Source organism: Paenibacillus sp. NPDC057886, from assembly GCF_042796655.1.
Lineage (GTDB): Bacteria > Bacillota > Bacilli > Paenibacillales > Paenibacillaceae > Paenibacillus.
Genome location: NZ_JBHVMZ010000003.1, coordinates 384,512 through 399,904, shown reverse-complemented (window position 1 = coordinate 399,904; position 15,393 = coordinate 384,512). Strand labels below are relative to the sequence as shown.

At 48.9% G+C, this 15,393-nt stretch carries 15 protein-coding genes; 1 reads left to right on the top strand and 14 read right to left on the bottom strand.

Features of this window, described 5'->3' with window-relative positions; translation table 11 throughout:
- Positions 1–54 precede the first annotated feature (54 nt).
- From ACFVQB_RS12410 to ACFVQB_RS12380, 7 genes are all read right to left on the bottom strand, one after another.
- Positions 55–1,782 (bottom strand): hypothetical protein, encoded by a 1,728-nt coding sequence (locus ACFVQB_RS12410; protein ID WP_379438940.1) that lies wholly within the window; start codon positions 1,780–1,782, stop codon positions 55–57.
- A gap of 183 nt (positions 1,783–1,965) precedes the next feature.
- A complete protein-coding gene (locus tag ACFVQB_RS12405) occupies positions 1,966–2,400 on the bottom strand; it encodes a phage tail assembly chaperone (RefSeq protein WP_053783415.1) in 435 nt (144 codons plus the stop codon).
- 182 nt (positions 2,401–2,582) lie between these two features.
- Positions 2,583–2,990: a phage tail tube protein gene (locus ACFVQB_RS12400; protein ID WP_163756289.1), complete on the bottom strand. Its 408-nt coding sequence runs from the start codon at positions 2,988–2,990 to the stop codon at positions 2,583–2,585.
- Positions 2,991–3,085: 95 nt separating this feature from the next.
- Positions 3,086–4,549, bottom strand: a complete 1,464-nt coding sequence (locus ACFVQB_RS12395) for a phage tail sheath subtilisin-like domain-containing protein (protein WP_379438935.1) — start codon at positions 4,547–4,549, stop codon at positions 3,086–3,088.
- Positions 4,549–4,749, bottom strand: a complete 201-nt coding sequence (locus ACFVQB_RS12390) for a YqzN/YkzM domain-containing protein (protein ID WP_379438931.1) — start codon at positions 4,747–4,749, stop codon at positions 4,549–4,551. Before ACFVQB_RS12390 ends, ACFVQB_RS12395 begins: the two co-directional genes overlap by 1 nt.
- Before the next feature lie 201 nt (positions 4,750–4,950).
- A complete protein-coding gene (locus ACFVQB_RS12385) occupies positions 4,951–5,856 on the bottom strand; it encodes a hypothetical protein (RefSeq protein WP_379438928.1) in 906 nt (301 codons plus the stop codon).
- Positions 5,857–6,181: 325 nt separating this feature from the next.
- A complete protein-coding gene (locus tag ACFVQB_RS12380) occupies positions 6,182–8,035 on the bottom strand; it encodes a DUF4127 family protein (RefSeq protein ID WP_379438925.1) in 1,854 nt (617 codons plus the stop codon).
- A gap of 544 nt (positions 8,036–8,579) precedes the next feature.
- Here ACFVQB_RS12380 and ACFVQB_RS12375 point away from each other — a divergent pair.
- Positions 8,580–9,062 carry a hypothetical protein gene (locus tag ACFVQB_RS12375; protein WP_379438922.1) on the top strand — a complete coding sequence of 161 codons (483 nt, stop codon included), beginning with the start codon at positions 8,580–8,582 and terminating at the stop codon, positions 9,060–9,062.
- Positions 9,063–9,119: 57 nt separating this feature from the next.
- Here ACFVQB_RS12375 and ACFVQB_RS12370 read toward each other — a convergent pair whose 3' ends face one another.
- From ACFVQB_RS12370 to ACFVQB_RS12340, 7 genes are all read right to left on the bottom strand, one after another.
- Positions 9,120–10,073 (bottom strand): hypothetical protein, encoded by a 954-nt coding sequence (locus ACFVQB_RS12370; protein ID WP_379438920.1) that lies wholly within the window; start codon positions 10,071–10,073, stop codon positions 9,120–9,122.
- 144 nt (positions 10,074–10,217) lie between these two features.
- On the bottom strand, positions 10,218–10,853 hold the full coding sequence (locus tag ACFVQB_RS12365; RefSeq protein WP_379438918.1) for a VOC family protein: 636 nt from the start codon (positions 10,851–10,853) through the stop codon (positions 10,218–10,220).
- A complete protein-coding gene (locus ACFVQB_RS12360) occupies positions 10,850–11,320 on the bottom strand; it encodes a VOC family protein (protein ID WP_379438915.1) in 471 nt (156 codons plus the stop codon). The genes ACFVQB_RS12365 and ACFVQB_RS12360 overlap by 4 nt, the downstream gene beginning before the upstream one ends.
- 63 nt (positions 11,321–11,383) lie before the next feature.
- Entirely contained in the window at positions 11,384–11,959 is a 576-nt protein-coding gene (locus ACFVQB_RS12355; RefSeq protein WP_379438912.1) for an NADPH-dependent FMN reductase, read from the bottom strand.
- Positions 11,960–12,141: 182 nt separating this feature from the next.
- Positions 12,142–12,858: a response regulator gene (locus tag ACFVQB_RS12350; RefSeq protein WP_379438909.1), complete on the bottom strand. Its 717-nt coding sequence runs from the start codon at positions 12,856–12,858 to the stop codon at positions 12,142–12,144.
- Positions 12,859–12,876: 18 nt separating this feature from the next.
- Positions 12,877–14,547 (bottom strand): GAF domain-containing sensor histidine kinase, encoded by a 1,671-nt coding sequence (locus tag ACFVQB_RS12345; RefSeq protein WP_379438906.1) that lies wholly within the window; start codon positions 14,545–14,547, stop codon positions 12,877–12,879.
- A gap of 95 nt (positions 14,548–14,642) precedes the next feature.
- Positions 14,643–15,125 carry an ArpU family phage packaging/lysis transcriptional regulator gene (locus ACFVQB_RS12340; protein WP_053783401.1) on the bottom strand — a complete coding sequence of 161 codons (483 nt, stop codon included), beginning with the start codon at positions 15,123–15,125 and terminating at the stop codon, positions 14,643–14,645.
- Between the last annotated feature and the right edge of the window lie 268 nt (positions 15,126–15,393).

Here is a 15,393-nt window from a genome sequence, read left to right as displayed (position 1 = left end):
TTTGACACCTTCCACGTTATCTTTAAATACAGTCATGACAGGCCTCCTTTCTGCTTAGGCCATAATCGTTTTGCGGTTCTCCATCGCACGGCGCACTTCACCTGCAAATCTCATTCCAACCTGATGTGAGATGGCATCGTAATCAATGGCATTTTCACGGACGGTCACCTGCACAGCCCCTTGAGGCACATTGACGGTAATCTGGTTGGTCGTCTCGGTTTTGAAATCCTTTAGGTAACCGGACAGACTGCTCATCTGGTCTTCAGAAATTTGTACCGTCATCGTGGACGATTTTCCATTGGCATTCGTCGGAGATCCGTTACCGAGCGCCATGGCTTGTGTCTGCATCACGCTTGTTCCCATGAATCCTGCTGCCGTAGGTTGGCCTCCCTTGCTGTTCATATAAGCCATTGGCCCGGTTGCAGTAAGCGCAGCTGGGATATAGGGAGGTGGCATCGCCGGGCCTGTCGGCACTGGAGTCGGTTCAGCCACCGTTGCTGCCGAGACCGTCTTTTCTTCTTTTTTGGAACCAAAACCGAAGAAACTGGATATGCCATCGGTGATGTTCTTCGTTTTCTCAGAAACGTAATCCGCTGCACCCGACAATGCATTACCTACTCCTTCAGTAGCGGTAGACATAAAGCTACCAATATCCTTCGCCTTGTCTCCAATCCAGCCCCCTGCTGCACTTCCAGCCCAACCACCGACAGCACCACCAACCCATGTTCCTATGCCTGGTAAAAGAACACTACCGATGGCGCTACCAATCGCAGTACCTGCTGTGCCGCCAATCATGGAACCCACCGCTCGGCCCCGCTCCTCAGGAGGTGCGGACGCTATATTCGCTACATCAGCGAGCATGCTGATTGGTCCAAGCAATTTCCCCGCTCCCTTAGCAAGCCCTCCGCTCAGTTTTCCGAACATGCCATTGCCCGAGAAGAGGTTAGACATTGCCATGGGAGAACTCGACATGATGCCAGAGTACAAATTGGATTTTCCGCCTCCGCCAAACCTTCTGTTTCTCGCAACATTTTTGGCTTCATTAACAGCACGATCTGAAGTATCTGTACTGATCGGACTTTGCGTTGGGACAGGAGTTGCTGTTGATGATCGATACCTTCCACCGCCTCGTCCACCTACTCTCCTTGGGGGAGTTTCACTCGGGTTGGCATTACTAGATCTTGAACTGTTACGAGTTTGGCTTTTACCTTTTGGGCCTTTACTTGGGTTACTTGCCTTATCTTTTTTAGATTTTCCACCGAACATTTTTTTTGCTTTTTCACCAATGTCTGTCAGATTATTCACAAAGTCCGTAATTTCGTAAAGGTGTTCATACCACTTTTTATCTTCTTCTTTAGCCACATTATTAATGGTTGTATTATGACTCCCGATCACAACTGACATGGACGATGCACTCGCCGGATTCATCTTGCCCATCGCCATTTCAACCCTTTGCTTCACCTCAACCGATACCGTTCCTGATGCCTTCACCACCTGGTTCCTGAAGCTGTTCAGTTTCACTAGGGCGCGATCAAGTGCCGGACTTAGTTGGTCATCCAATCCAATCTTGGGTGTAATCCGCAGTCTGCTCAATCGCACAGCTGTACTATAAATGCTCTCCAGCCTGCGCCCGGTTGTTCTCAGCTCATTGTTCACCTTGATCAAGCTCTGATAACGAACTCTGCCCAGACGTTCCGTCGAGCGCTGGATCTGATCCAAATACCGGATGGTCGTCCGCATTTCCGTATTGGATTTGGATAAACCCACAATCATTTCTGCCATTTCTTTCACCCCCTGTCTGATTTAATTATCGATTCATTTGCGAGGTGATCGCTGCCATTTCCTCTTCCGAGAAAGCAATCAACAGCGAACGCTCACCGCGTGGCAAAGACCAGAATTCTCCGGGCCGTAGATGATGACGAACCCACATGTGATATAAGAACGTAGTCATCCCGCCGGAGTGAATCAGTTTTTTAGGTCTTCAATCTCCACACCGAAGCCGGACAGCTCCAGTACCTTGTCGCCAACGGCATCCAACTCACCCGCGAGCAGCATACGGCGAACTGCTTGTTCGCCACCGGACAGCTTCATGCGACCTGTGATGCGGTTGTCTCCCCAACCGGACAGTTCGAGTCCGCGCACATTCATCTTAACCGTGGCTTCGGAAATCAGCAGCGCGTTAAAGGTCTCGGTATCCACCTTTTCCTCGGTGCGGCCTTTGACCGTTTTGCGAATCGTACAGCGTTCGCGGATCTGATCCACTTTCGAGGACGTCAATCCACGCAGGGTCAGCAACAGATCCAAACGTTGAATGCGTACATTCTCTTCCGGCAAACGTTCTGCTGCTTCAAACAACTGATCCAAAATTTGTTCTTCAGACATATTCTCGTTCATACTCATGGGGTGCGATCTCCTTCTCATTTCACAATTGGGTTAATACATCTCCATATGCAGGGACAACAAAGAGACCGAGAGTTTCTCGGCCTGCATGTGTATCCCATTCTGTTAAGTCTCGTTGCCCGTACTCCTGATCAGACAGGCTTCGTTACGAGGTCTTTCCGAAGTTCGAAGTCATTCCATCCTTAGTTCGCAACAATCGGGTTCAACAATTCAAATCCTTCAAATGTAAAACTTGTTTCCTCCGGTACTTCCTCACCCGCTGTCCAGTTGGCAAGTTGGATTTTGTCCACCATGCAACCTTTCAACAAGACACTCTCATGTCCATAAGATTCTGGGTCGTTCAGCTTCGAGATAATCTGAAACTTGGTGAAGCCGCGCTGAATCATGTCCGAAGTGACTTTGTACCCCGTCATCGTACCTGTTCCTTTTTTCGCACCATTCTTGTGTACTTTCCAGTCATTGCCAACCAGATTCAACTCACGCTTCTCAATTTCTACGCTGGCCTCCAGCTTATTAATATTTGTCTGCCACACACCATCGATATGCAGCTGACCATGGGTACCGAGAATTACTCTTGACGCATCCAACATGACAATTCCTCCTTGAGATTAGAAATATCGTACATACCATCCGTTCAACGAACAGTAGTTTCTTTTAAAACACCATTTTCTTCTACACGCCTGACTTATTGCACGTAAAACGTTCCAAACAACTGCTCCATCACATCCGTCAGCTTCACATTCCATTGCAGGAATACCTGATCCGCCTCTGGCTTGAGGATCGGTGCAGCACCATAATACGCCGGGTCGAGAACGACATCGTACCCCTCAGCTTCAATGACATTGCTCTGTGCGAGCAGCGCCAGATAGGCCTTCATTGCACCGATCAGCGCTTGGCGTCCTTCTTCCGTATTGTTCACTTTGCCGATATACGTATCTTCAGCAGAGCGCTGCAAGTCCGTATTGATCGCATCCATCACACGAATCGAACGGATTTTTTTCCAAGCATTATTTTGCCCTGCAGCAGGGGATACAAGTGTATTCACTCCGCGCAGCGCCTTCACCTGACGTCCATCGTGGAAGAAAATAAATACGCCATTCTGTACCGCCTGCTCCTGTTCTGCACGAGTCCAGCGACGCGTCACGTCATCGAACGGTGAAGGTGCGTATGTTGTGGATTCATTCAGACGTTGTCCGGCAATCAGGCCCGCGACATAAGCAGACGTTTCCGCGGAGCTGTAGAACGCATCTCCCAGACGCACACCCGTACCAACATTGATTACACCCTCATGATTCAACGTGAGTGAACGTGCAGAAGCCTTCTGTGCTGCTGTTGCGGAAGTATCATCCGCCGTAGTGCCGCCGAATACAGCCATCACAGGTTTACCCTCACTGCGTACACGTTTCACCCAAGCTGCAAAGCTCGCCAGCAAAGGCGCATCCGCCGCATGATCCAGTGCCAATACGTCGAATTGTTCGCCTTCCAGCGCGCCCTGCACGCTAATATACTCCGCATTGGTCAATCCATCGTTGCCACTTGCACCACCTTTGAACGCTGCTCCCGCAACGGTTGCAACAACACCTGTACCATCGCCAATCGCCTGAGCGTTAATCCAGATGTTGCTGTCATCCGCGTTGATCTCTTTCGCCAGCGACGCTGCCGAAATATCCGCAGTCAGCAGTGCATAGAGCATCCGGTTGCCTTCAAACAACCGTACTTCATGCTTCGTATTATCAATGACTCCCGGCTGAATAGTGACGTAGAACCCGTTCCCCCGGTCACCCGGATACTTGGCGTCCAGCTGCAGCACGGCTGCATCACTGCTGTCTTTCAGCGTAAGCGTTGCTGCTTTTGCCGATTCTCCGGCTACCCGATAAGCGAGCAGCTTTTTCGGTCCACCCAGCAGGGCGAGTTTCAATGAGGTATAGGCTGTCCCGTTATCCAGAGCATGCGCCGAGAAAATACGCTCAATTGCAGCTTCACTGCCCACTTCCACAAAAGTACCTACCGGACCCCAGTTTGCCTTAATCGGCACAACAACCGTTCCGCGATTACCAGCCTGAATAGCTGAAGACGCTGCCGCCTGAAAATTCATATATAAGCCCGGAAGTACCGGACGATTCGTTTGCTCCCAAGTTCCGCCTGCCATTATCCCTTCACCTTCGCTTTCATAAATTGGTTGATTCGTCCCTTCGCTTCCTCAATGGAAAACGTCTCTTGCGCTGCTTCGTACAGCGCACCGTACAGCACCTCTGCCTTAACGGCAAAGAGGGCTTCGGCATGATTCATCAGCTCGGCCCGCGTATACTGCGGGGCAGCCTGTTTGTTTTTTTTCACAGAGCTTGCCATTACCATCTCACCTCATCTGTTGGACTGCTGAATTCGTTGAACCTGATCTTGACACTATCTTTTTGATCTATGAATTTTTGTCCCTATGACCCTATAAACCTATTCATTTTCGAACCTATGAACCTATGAATTTGATGCTAAAGCAACTTTCTCATCTGGAACCCCATCAAGAGTTCCTCCAGGTTAACGTTTACTCTACCTTCACTCTATCCCTTTGCTATGGTGAATCTCGCGAATCAATGGCACTTCCGTACCCGGACGGCGAATACGCTGCTGCAACGTCAGACGAATCTGTCCGTTCAAGTAGGCGTCTGCCTGCAAGTCGGCAGAAACTTCATCCACCGTCACATATCGCGTACCGTCTGTATCCGTCAAAGCAATACGGGTCTGCACAGCCAGTTGTTCAACCAGATGTGTGACCGTTTGACGGACATCTGCCACATTCGCAGACAGCACATGCCCAATCCATTGCTTACGAATCTCCAACGCCGAAGTCCCCGCAACAGTTGTACTGCATCCCGTCAATCGCCACAGTATAGATCTGGCCCTATAACCTCCAGGCCAGACATCCCCATATATGGACCATTCCTGTCCAAGCTGAGTTCGTGTCCAGCCATGAAGTGCAGCCATCCACGAATCTGCTGTTTCAGCCTGAGTGTATTCCACCGTTTCCGGAACATACACCCCAAACCGCAGGCTGCGCGTAACCAGTCCAGAACTGGCGTCCACACGATCACAATCCGAAGAACCCAGATAGATACAGGTAAATGCCCCGCCCTCTTCATCCTCCAGCCTGACCTGATGCAGTCCTTCCATCAGCTCTGCTGACCATGCCTCCACTTGTTCAGCACCTCCATCCTTGGGGCGTGCATATGGAGAGATTTTGATGATCCTCCTATACCCCGCCCAAGCAGATTTCGGCACTTCTTCTGCAAAAGCAATCACGGCACAGGGTCCGGCTAACACCTCTCCCGGTGCAGGAATATCCTGTACTCGGCCATTCCATGCCGGGACAAGAGCCTCCAGCTTCTGCTTCAGCGTTCGCCTGATGACGTTGCTCACTTGCCCTGTGCCTGCCGTGTTGTTTAACCCACTACTCATAGACACATTCATTTCGCCCCCTTCAGCTGCAAGTTTTTGCTATCTGCACGCATTGTGCAGCGACAATGTTGCAGCAGCGAATTCCCCCTTTAACTCAGCCTCTGCGTATCTACCGGCGCGAAAGCTGGACACCATTCACCGCAACAAAAAGACCGGCCCCTTGTGGCCGGTCTGTACATTAGCGTATGTGCTTTCGGTGTGTGTCCTTGCTATTGATCCGATAATACAATCTTACACCCTTTCATCCCTAGCGCGGATGGTGATTCGTACGACTTCGGTGCGATTAAGGGTGGAAAAAAGACGACTCAGCGCGTCTCATACCATTAACACCCTATTTCAGCGTAACCTTCGGATTCAACGTGATCTCAAACGCACGTCCCCAGATGAAATCGGGATTCGCATATTCCAGCAGCGCATTGCAATACTCCGCATAAGCTGCTTCGCCATTACACATTTGCTTTATCGCTACGTTCCCTTGAGCAAAAGCTGTTTTGTTCGCCAGTGCCGTGGTATAGGTCTGCATCAGATCCCTGAGTAAAGTCTGCAGATGAGCGTAATCTTCTTCGGAGTTGAAGAGTAACATGTTCTGATCCGCAAGGGTTGCCACATTGGTATACAGCGCATGCGCTCTGGAATATGTGCGGATATCTGCAATCGCTACTGCTTTATAGTAGTAATCTTTTAGGAAACGTTTGAACAACAATGACCCCTGTGCATTCATGGCATCTCTCAACGCATGGGCATGTGTTTCAGTTGTAATCAGAGCATAACGGGATTGTCCCATACCCACAGCCATACCGATTTTGTTCCCCGGCGTATTCCATGCACTGTAACCCAGAACCCGGCCCGTATACGGACTGTTCAGGAGTGCTTCGGCTACATCGACGTTGGCCGGACCTTTTCCTACAAAATCAATCAACACCGAAGGAAGACCCTTCTCACTATTACTCGTCAATTGCGCCACAGCCGCCTGCACCTGATCCAGCGCCGTAATGGCAATAATCTCAATGTCCACCGGTTTTTTACCCGGTTTTCCTGGCTGACGGTTCGTCATGCGATCCAGCTCAGACGCCATGTCAAACGAAGAAGCTTCATCGACAGATGTAACACTCGTCAATTCATTTCCATTGTCCACATCGGAAGTTGTATCCGTTGCCACATCAGGTGCCGGGTAAGGGGAATCCGCCACAACCACACCACCTACAATATCCACATGGCGCACCACATTCTCGTGAACGTTCATATATTCGTAGGCATTGATAATCGTGGAACCATGAGGGCCGAAATATTTTACTGCATAACGCGCCTTCTTCCCACCACGAAGCAATTGGTTAGCCATGCGTGCCACCAGAGCGTGACCCAGGCCATCCGCGTCTGGAAGGATGATCGCCCGATCCGGATTTTGTCCATCCGTCCCACCGAGCCATTCATTGATCCTTGCTTCCACATAATTGATCTCATTAATCTGAACGCCTTGCGTATTCGCATCGTCGACTCCTACGGCGAGGAAGTCAATATATCCTTTGCGAGCAAGCTTATCCAGAATGTACAGATTCGTTTTGAATTTATGTTGTCTGGTGTTGTAGTACTGTTCTTTATTAAAATACGTCGTTTCCCCATATTCCGTAGACTCTGGAGAAAGGTTGTACCCGTTCACAATATCCTCGAATGCCGTAAAGGACTGGCGTGGCCGCTGCATCAGTGCACGTGACTCGTTGTAGGCATCCAATGCGAGACCATCTGCAAATGAGGTGGTAGCGAGTCGCATAATGGTATCCATCACAAACACCGGTTTGCGTGGATATTTCCCTTTAACTGCTTTGATCACATCGAGCAAACGGGTGGTGTCATGATCGTAATCAGGATAAGTGCCACCTCCATCTTCACGAAGCTGACGACTGCCAATCAGACCACCGTAAGCCAGCATATCCGAAGAAATGATGAAGCCATCCACTTTAGCGGCATTTTTCAAAATGAAATCATGAATGTTGGACGGTTTCCCATACGTAGGCGTAGACGTTCCAAGCAATGTGGTGCCTTCTACCGTTTTTTCGGAATCCAGACGATTTTGAATGTCATCCAGGTGCGGTGTAATGATATGGATACCGGCTGCTTTTCCTTGTACAACGACGTCATCCAGATTCGCTGGACGATCATCCAGTGGAACATACAATACTGTTTTCATTTCCTAAAACCTCCTGTTAGATAAGTTGAACTAGAGATGTTACACCTTGTCACTGCGATTGCAGTACCATCTTCCGATCACTCTTATCCCCAGATTTTTTTGATCCCCTAGTTCAAGGGGAAAATCCGGTGCTAAAGGCGAACACTACGCTTCTTCAGATTAGTTCTGCACTCTCCGTTTTGGTGTAAAAGTTAAATTCAACTTATAAAGATATATTCAATCTTTATTTAGTACCCGATCAGAGCAAGGGTGCAATCACCGTATACAAAAAAACGGCCCCTTGGCCGGTCTGTACATTAGCGTATGTGCTTATCGGGATATGTCACTTGCTACTGATCCGATAATATCATCTTACTTGTTAAAATCGGTCGCGCTGATGGTTATCCGTATGGATTACGTCTATTTGTTGTTGCTCTCACGGCGGTTAAACGTCGGTTTCTTGCAGAGACTTCTGTCGGATAACCCAACAAATACATTCCTGATGCTGTTTATATGATATAAGCAGCCTTTCTAACCCTATCTACAATAAAGGATGGATACGATCATGAAAAAAAAGCTCTGGTTCTATCTGTGGATCACTATTATCAGTTATATGGCTGGCCCCATTATGTATGCTTTGATAATGTACACCTTTTATCAGGAAACAGATGTTGTAACTTCATCACTCATTGGATGGACCGCTGCAACATTCTCATCCGTTGGTATCCTGTTTATTCTGGTCACAGTCATTCTGCTTCGAGTGCTCCACATCTATTATTTCTGGCTGCAAACTCTGCTTTTCGAGTTACTTTTCCTTGTACTCGTCTATATGACCACTGTTCTTCTTGGGGCTGGCAACACAGGGCTGCCCTCGCTGTCCTTTCCATTTACGCCCGAAGGCATTCCCTTGTGGCTGTTCTGGGGGAGTATTGCACTTATGAGTTCCTGGGGAATATGGACAGCGCGTCAGCCCATACGAAAATCACCATACATGCTGGCGTCCACAGTCATTCTGATCCTGTTTATCCTTGAAATTTGGCTCCTTTAAAATAATAAAAAAGGAGCACAGCCTTCTCAGGCTGTGCTCTCTTAAAAGTATTTTTTCTCACGCGATAATATAGCGGAAGTTTTCCCAGCTTTCCGGAACCGAATTTCCGTTTCTGGCATGATGGTAGAAGCTAAATGGAAATTTGAACACATGACCTCCATGCCAATCGCGGGAACGTCTGTCCGTGAGCCAATATTCCAGTTCATGTGGAAGTGCAACAGAGCGTTCTGCACGAATCAATGGCAGTCGATCGACTGGAGATTGCAGCGTTGGCATCTCCTGTTCAACATCCACATCCCGGCTCAGTCGCAGCGCCTTGACCATCGTTAGAAAAGGTGGAATGCCTTTGTGGAACAAAGCAGGATAATCCAGTTCATATAATATGTTAAGCGCGTGCCCGTAGGTTAGCATGTGGCCGATCAGATCATGATGTGCTTCTGCCTGATAGATGGTACGGAATGCGCCAAGCTCATCCAGAATCAACCGGGACAATTGTTCCGGTCGTTCTATATCAGGGAATCCGTCTGCCTCATTTAACTTCAAGCTGCGAATTTCTTTCACAGTCGTGTTTACCCAGGATCTACCTGGAATGGTTCGCTCAAAAGAATCAATAAGCTCAACCATCTGATTCATGTCATGCTCCGTACCCCAACCATCCAGTTCCCGAATGGCTTTCAGACTGAGGGCACCATAGATGGCCTGATGGCCAACCCAGTGCAGCTCTCCGATGGTTCGATCCAGCGCTGCCGTAATACGCGCTTCGGCCTCTTCTCTGGGCAAAACCTCTCCCTTCAGGGAGTTCAAGCCATCGTTCAATCCGTGCTGGCGAAGCATGGCTTTCGCCTCAGCCGTAACACTGCCCGCCGCAAGGGCAGTGAGACGATTTTCCCTCACCCAAAAATAAGCCGCAATAGCTCCCGCCCCATAATGGGCGTGCCACAAATCTCCTGTACGCTCCCGACTGGACACAATTATGGCCAGCCCTTCTTCCAACAAACGTCGATCCAACATGCCACCACCCTTCATCGATGCGAACCCTGATACACACACGACCAGCAACAGTTTTTTAGCAAAACACTCTTTTTAAAGCGTTTACTTCTATAAGATGATTCAAATGGTGCACATATGACCGTTTTGCCTGCTGTTCCGCGCATTTTAGCCGATCCGAAGTCTGCCAACATCACGAATGGACACTTCCAGCGGATATATGTTTGCTTTTTGCTCGGAAAAGAACCAGGTTCCCTCCTTCTTCACCACAATAAACAAACCGTTCACATCCCCTATAGGGGCAAAGGTATCGCTAATCGTCCTCCATCGTTTCAATCCCATCTGCTCAAGTTCATCTACCGCAGAAAGCACATCTTCCGTGACAAGTCCCACCTCACACACCTGCAGCAGATCCTTCTCCGAAAAGGGGCGATCACTCCCGTTATGAACGGTATGATGAGCAATCAGCTCCAGAATGTTACCGACAGGATCTTCGAAATAAAGCGAATTCGAGTTCCAACTGGTTGAATAAGTCTCATCATCACCTTCATGCCTGCTTAGACGGACACGTGCCGCTGCCCATGCTTTGGCCTCCTGAAAACGATTTGCTGGAATCATCCAGGCGAAGTGGTAAAACGGATTCTGATCTGCTTCACTTCGCATGAATATCATTTTCGTTAAACCAATCTGCAGCGTGAAGGAATGATCGGACTCTTCCGCCATGTTCAACCCCAGAGTGTTGATATAAAAGTGCTTGATGTCTTCCAATCGTGCTGTATATAATTGGACTTCTTCAAAAATCATGCTGTGTCCCCCTTCACCCGACCGTGCATCTTCTCCCACTCACTCCAAGGCACCATGCCGAGTTCCGGCTTCGCTTCATCCGGGAGCATCGATATGAATTCCAGGGAATGACCATCGGGATCGGTAAAATACACGGACACAGCTGGCATCCAACCAAATACATACAACTCGCCAATATCATCATCCAGAAAGTTATGCGTCTTGATCCCTTTATCCTCCAGATAAGTGACAGCTTGCTTCATATCCTCCAATGATACCTGAAAAGCAAAATGCTGTCGCTGCACCTCGGAAGGGTCCTTTTGCCACAATCCGAGCATCGCGTTGCCTTCACCGCCAATCCAGTAAAAGGAGTTCCCACGTTCCTTCTGCCCATAAGCGTGCTGCAATCCAACGATCTGTTCATAAAAATGATGGGATCTCTCCAGATCCGTTACGTTCAGATGCGTCTCAAATATGCCTTTAATCATGATGAAAACCTCTTTTCTCTCTCTTTATCTATGGTTAGCATCCAGTTACACTACTTCCCTCTCTTAACTTGCAGATGGTTTCCGTACTGAAGTCAACGTCTCGGAAAGGTGCAAAAATGAACCAAGCACGCGTTTGATTCGGTCTTCAATGTCCTGACTGCCTTCAAATTCTTCGTATCCGTCAAACGTTGCTTCAAACCGTCTCCGCTGCGCACCACCAATGGAAATCCACTCCTGCGCGTTAATCCCGTGCAAATTGCGAATGATCGCCTGCAGCTGCAAAAGCGAACTTACTCCCACCGCACCTCCTGCTGAGCTGATGGACAATACCGGTTTACCACTGAAATGAGCCTGGCTCAGGTGATCCAATGCATTTTTGAGTACACCGCTGATGCTGCCGTGATACTCTGGTGTAGATAGAATAATGGCATCTGCTGCGAGCATACGTGTGTTCAGGTCGGCGAGGTTCTGATCATCGCTCTGTTTTTCATCCGGTGCATAGAATGGGAGCGGTGTCTGATATAAATCGAACAAGCTGGCTTCATGCCCCTGACCGCTGATTACCTCCACGGCATATTCCCCTAAACGTGTACTGGTTGCATTTTTCCGATTACTGCCTGCCAAAATGATGATATTCATCTATGTCACTCTCCTTCGATTTTATATAAACATTTCATCTCTTCGTTTCAACTTTCTCTACCCTCATCTTACCTTGCTTCCACCTCGGAATCGTCGGCAGATAGACTTAACTTGCAGCACAAAAAAACTCAACCTTTGGGTTGAGTTTCTACGACTTTAGTCTGAGAATATCGGAAGATGGATCAGACGACCCAACCATTTCTTACAGCATGAAGCGCAGCTTGCGTGCGGTCCGCCAGTCCCAATTTGTCCAGGAGATGACTGACATGCGTTTTCACCGTTTTCTCGGTAATGATTAGTTTTATGGCAATCTCTTTATTACTCAATCCTTGTGCGATCAGCCCCAGAACCTCTCGTTCCCGACGGGTGAGCATGTCCGGTCCCTGAGAAGTTTCTTGTGCCAGCCCAACCCGCTCTTGCTCTGGAAGCCGAGTAGAGGTATGAGGATTGGCACGCCCTTCATTCATCGACAGTTCAGACGAAGCCATCACATGCATTAATTGTCCTGCTGCCGCTGGATGAAGTTCTACCTGACCTGCATGCACATTGCGGATGGCAACGGCAAGATCCTCTGGCTCAATATCTTTCAGCAGATATCCCTTCACTCCAGCGCGTACGGCTGGTACTACATGATCCTGATCCGAAAAGGACGTAAGTACGATGATACGAATTCCAGGCAAGATCGAACGAAGCCTTCTCGCCGTCTCGATCCCGTCAAGCACTGGCATATGCAGATCCATTAACACCACATCCGGATGCAGTTGTTCTGCTTGTTCCAGTGCTTCCTGTCCGTTCGACGCTTCTCCGACGACCTCCATATCTGGCTGTGTGGACAAAAAAACGTGCAACCCTCGCCTCACCATTGCATGATCGTCAGCGAGTAAAATCGTAATCGGCATGTCTGCTTCCCCCTGATTTTATACAGATTCGGACGGAAGTGGAATGACTACCGTTACCGATGTTCCCTTACGGGATGAACTCACAAGTTCAAGTCTGCCGCCCAGCGACTGGGCCCGCTCCCTCATGATGGACAGACCAAGTGAACTGGCAGGTAAAGCCTCACGCCTTTTGGCTCCACCTTTCCCACGATCTGTAACGGTTAATACCGCTTCCTGGTCGCTTAGCTGGAGAGCTATCTCAGCGGAAGGGACTCCCGCATGTTTACGTACATTATTCAGCGCTTCCTGTCCAATACGCCATAATCCTTCCTCGATACTTTGAGGCAAAGAGCGCATACCTGTCCGATGTACAACGACCTGCAATCCCTGTCCTGTACCATATTCCTGCAATGCACTAAGCAGACCAGACTCCAAACCCGCCGGACGAAGCTGCATAATCAAGGCACGCATTTCCTTCAATGCTTCCTGCGACAAGGAACGTATATCCTTCATCGCTTCCGCGGCCGGATGCAGCTGTAGTGATCCGGATAACATGCTCTCCGCACCTTTCGCTGTCAGGGACAGGGAGAACAAAATTTGATTTACCGAATCATGCAAATCTCGAGCCAGTCGGTTTCGTTCCTCCAGTCGGGTTAATTCCCGGCGTTTGTATACCAGCCTCAGACTTTCCCACGAGGCTGTAATATGTTCAGCGAGTGCATCGAAAACCTCACGATCTGCCTGAAGGAAGCCATTGGCCGAGCCCAATCCAACCACCAGTACTGCCGTTTCGCCAGGAGAACTTAATGGGATGGAAGCAGCCAAGCCCGAAGCCAAAACAGACATAGGGAGCCGGGTATTGCACATTGTCGAAACGTCTTGGATCTCCTTTGCTGACAATACCATAGCCCGATGAGAATCAATTACACGGAGCATACGAGTATCCACCTCTGGCGAGAGTCGGGATTGTGTCATCATCTCGGACTTGCCATGAGAATGAGCCGCCTGTACCATAAAGCTTCCGTTCTTCTGTGATAACAGCGCGGCAAAAGGCCAGTCGTAATGATGCCGGAGCAGCTTTACAACCGTCTTAGCCATATCATCTCCACTGTTGCAATCGTTGACCGCCACGCCCAGCGAACGGCTGAACTCTCCCAGCCTGACATACAGATCCGCTCGCCTTTGCTCTGCGCTATATAATCGCATCCGCTCCATTGCACTGCCTATCTGATAAGCTACAGCCTGCAAAAGCGCCAGCTCACTATCACTAAAATGCTCTTTCCCTGGCGCAGCAACATTCAGCAGTCCCAGCATCTTCTCCCCCGAGCGGAGCGGAACCGTTGCATGATGGGTGATGTCATGGGTATCTCCCCATTGATGATCGACGGCATCCTCCAGACGTTTGCAATTAATAATATTGACGGCATTATCCAATCTCCCGTCCCGGAATCGATTCACGCACCAGCAAGACCCGCAGCGCATCGGCTCCTTGTCATGATGCAGCAGAGCAGGAGGCAGACTGTAATCAGCAATACAAGAGTACTCTCCCTGAGTATTGATCAGGAACACCCAGCCCGTCGTCAATCCCGTCAGTTCCATCAGTTTGCCGAGTACCGTATCCAGCATCAGATTCAGGTCGTTGGATGTGTTGAGCGTTTCCGCGATCGTCTTCAGTGTATACATCTCCTGCATTCCGGCTTGTTCCGTCATGCGGATTCCTCTCCTTTGACTGATCCTTAGTGTTGTTTTCAATTATTGTATACAATCGTCGAAGGATATAAAAGGATGAACTTCTTGCTTCACATCTAGCCCAGCTTCTGTCGCTCTTTGCGAGATGCAGATAAAGGCTCCATATTAATCAGACCACGGTCCGACAGAGCCAGCGCCATTTTATAGAAAGCACGCGTCCGAATCTTCGTATACGTATCCTTGCTGACAGGCGGATCAAACACATGGTTATACACTTTATAGTCAAATACATCATCATCCTTCAGATAACGTTCGCTGACAAGTACACGTTCCTTCTCGCTCAGCCGAGATACCACAAAATCAATCGTATCGCAGTACGCCTGACGTGCGCGCTGCACATCCACATTATAGATTGCCGTTCTGGCGGTGGAATCCCCGGTCACATTCGTTGCACCATGGAAACGCTCAGCGTAACTCGCCGTCACCATTACCTCTCTTTCTTCAAAAGCAATCGTTTTATAAATCCGGTATTTTTCCAGCGCAGCTTCAACAGCAGTCTGTGTTTTGCGTCGGTCCAATTCGGGCAGCATCAGTTCCATATTCATTCTCCTCCTTTAACATTCGTTACAGAATGAAAGTCTAGTAGCTTCGCATGTTCCACTCCGATGACAGAAAAATCTTACGATCGCTGTTATCCCCAGATTTTTTTTGATTATATTTTCTAATGTAAAAATCTAGTGATGGCCTATGCTTTCGATGTAGCTTTCTTGCAGAAAGCTTTTAGGCGAGCGCTTCGCTTCTCCAGCTTTTTTCTGTCCTCTTCGTTTGCGTAACTTAAAGTTCATTCTATAAAAGTTAAACTCGCAT

Coding starts and splice junctions, on each gene's coding strand:
- ACFVQB_RS12410 (WP_379438940.1), bottom strand. CDS start 1,782: ATGGCAGAAATGATTGTGGGTTTATCCAAATCCAATACGGAAATGCGG.
- ACFVQB_RS12405 (WP_053783415.1), bottom strand. CDS start 2,400: ATGAGTATGAACGAGAATATGTCTGAAGAACAAATTTTGGATCAGTTG.
- ACFVQB_RS12400 (WP_163756289.1), bottom strand. CDS start 2,990: ATGTTGGATGCGTCAAGAGTAATTCTCGGTACCCATGGTCAGCTGCAT.
- ACFVQB_RS12395 (WP_379438935.1), bottom strand. CDS start 4,549: ATGGCAGGCGGAACTTGGGAGCAAACGAATCGTCCGGTACTTCCGGGC.
- ACFVQB_RS12390 (WP_379438931.1), bottom strand. CDS start 4,749: ATGGCAAGCTCTGTGAAAAAAAACAAACAGGCTGCCCCGCAGTATACG.
- ACFVQB_RS12380 (WP_379438925.1), bottom strand. CDS start 8,035: ATGAAAACAGTATTGTATGTTCCACTGGATGATCGTCCAGCGAATCTG.
- ACFVQB_RS12375 (WP_379438922.1), top strand. CDS start 8,580: ATGAAAAAAAAGCTCTGGTTCTATCTGTGGATCACTATTATCAGTTAT.
- ACFVQB_RS12370 (WP_379438920.1), bottom strand. CDS start 10,073: ATGTTGGATCGACGTTTGTTGGAAGAAGGGCTGGCCATAATTGTGTCC.
- ACFVQB_RS12365 (WP_379438918.1), bottom strand. CDS start 10,853: ATGATTTTTGAAGAAGTCCAATTATATACAGCACGATTGGAAGACATC.
- ACFVQB_RS12360 (WP_379438915.1), bottom strand. CDS start 11,320: ATGATTAAAGGCATATTTGAGACGCATCTGAACGTAACGGATCTGGAG.
- ACFVQB_RS12355 (WP_379438912.1), bottom strand. CDS start 11,959: ATGAATATCATCATTTTGGCAGGCAGTAATCGGAAAAATGCAACCAGT.
- ACFVQB_RS12350 (WP_379438909.1), bottom strand. CDS start 12,858: ATGCCGATTACGATTTTACTCGCTGACGATCATGCAATGGTGAGGCGA.
- ACFVQB_RS12345 (WP_379438906.1), bottom strand. CDS start 14,547: ATGACGGAACAAGCCGGAATGCAGGAGATGTATACACTGAAGACGATC.
- ACFVQB_RS12340 (WP_053783401.1), bottom strand. CDS start 15,125: ATGGAACTGATGCTGCCCGAATTGGACCGACGCAAAACACAGACTGCT.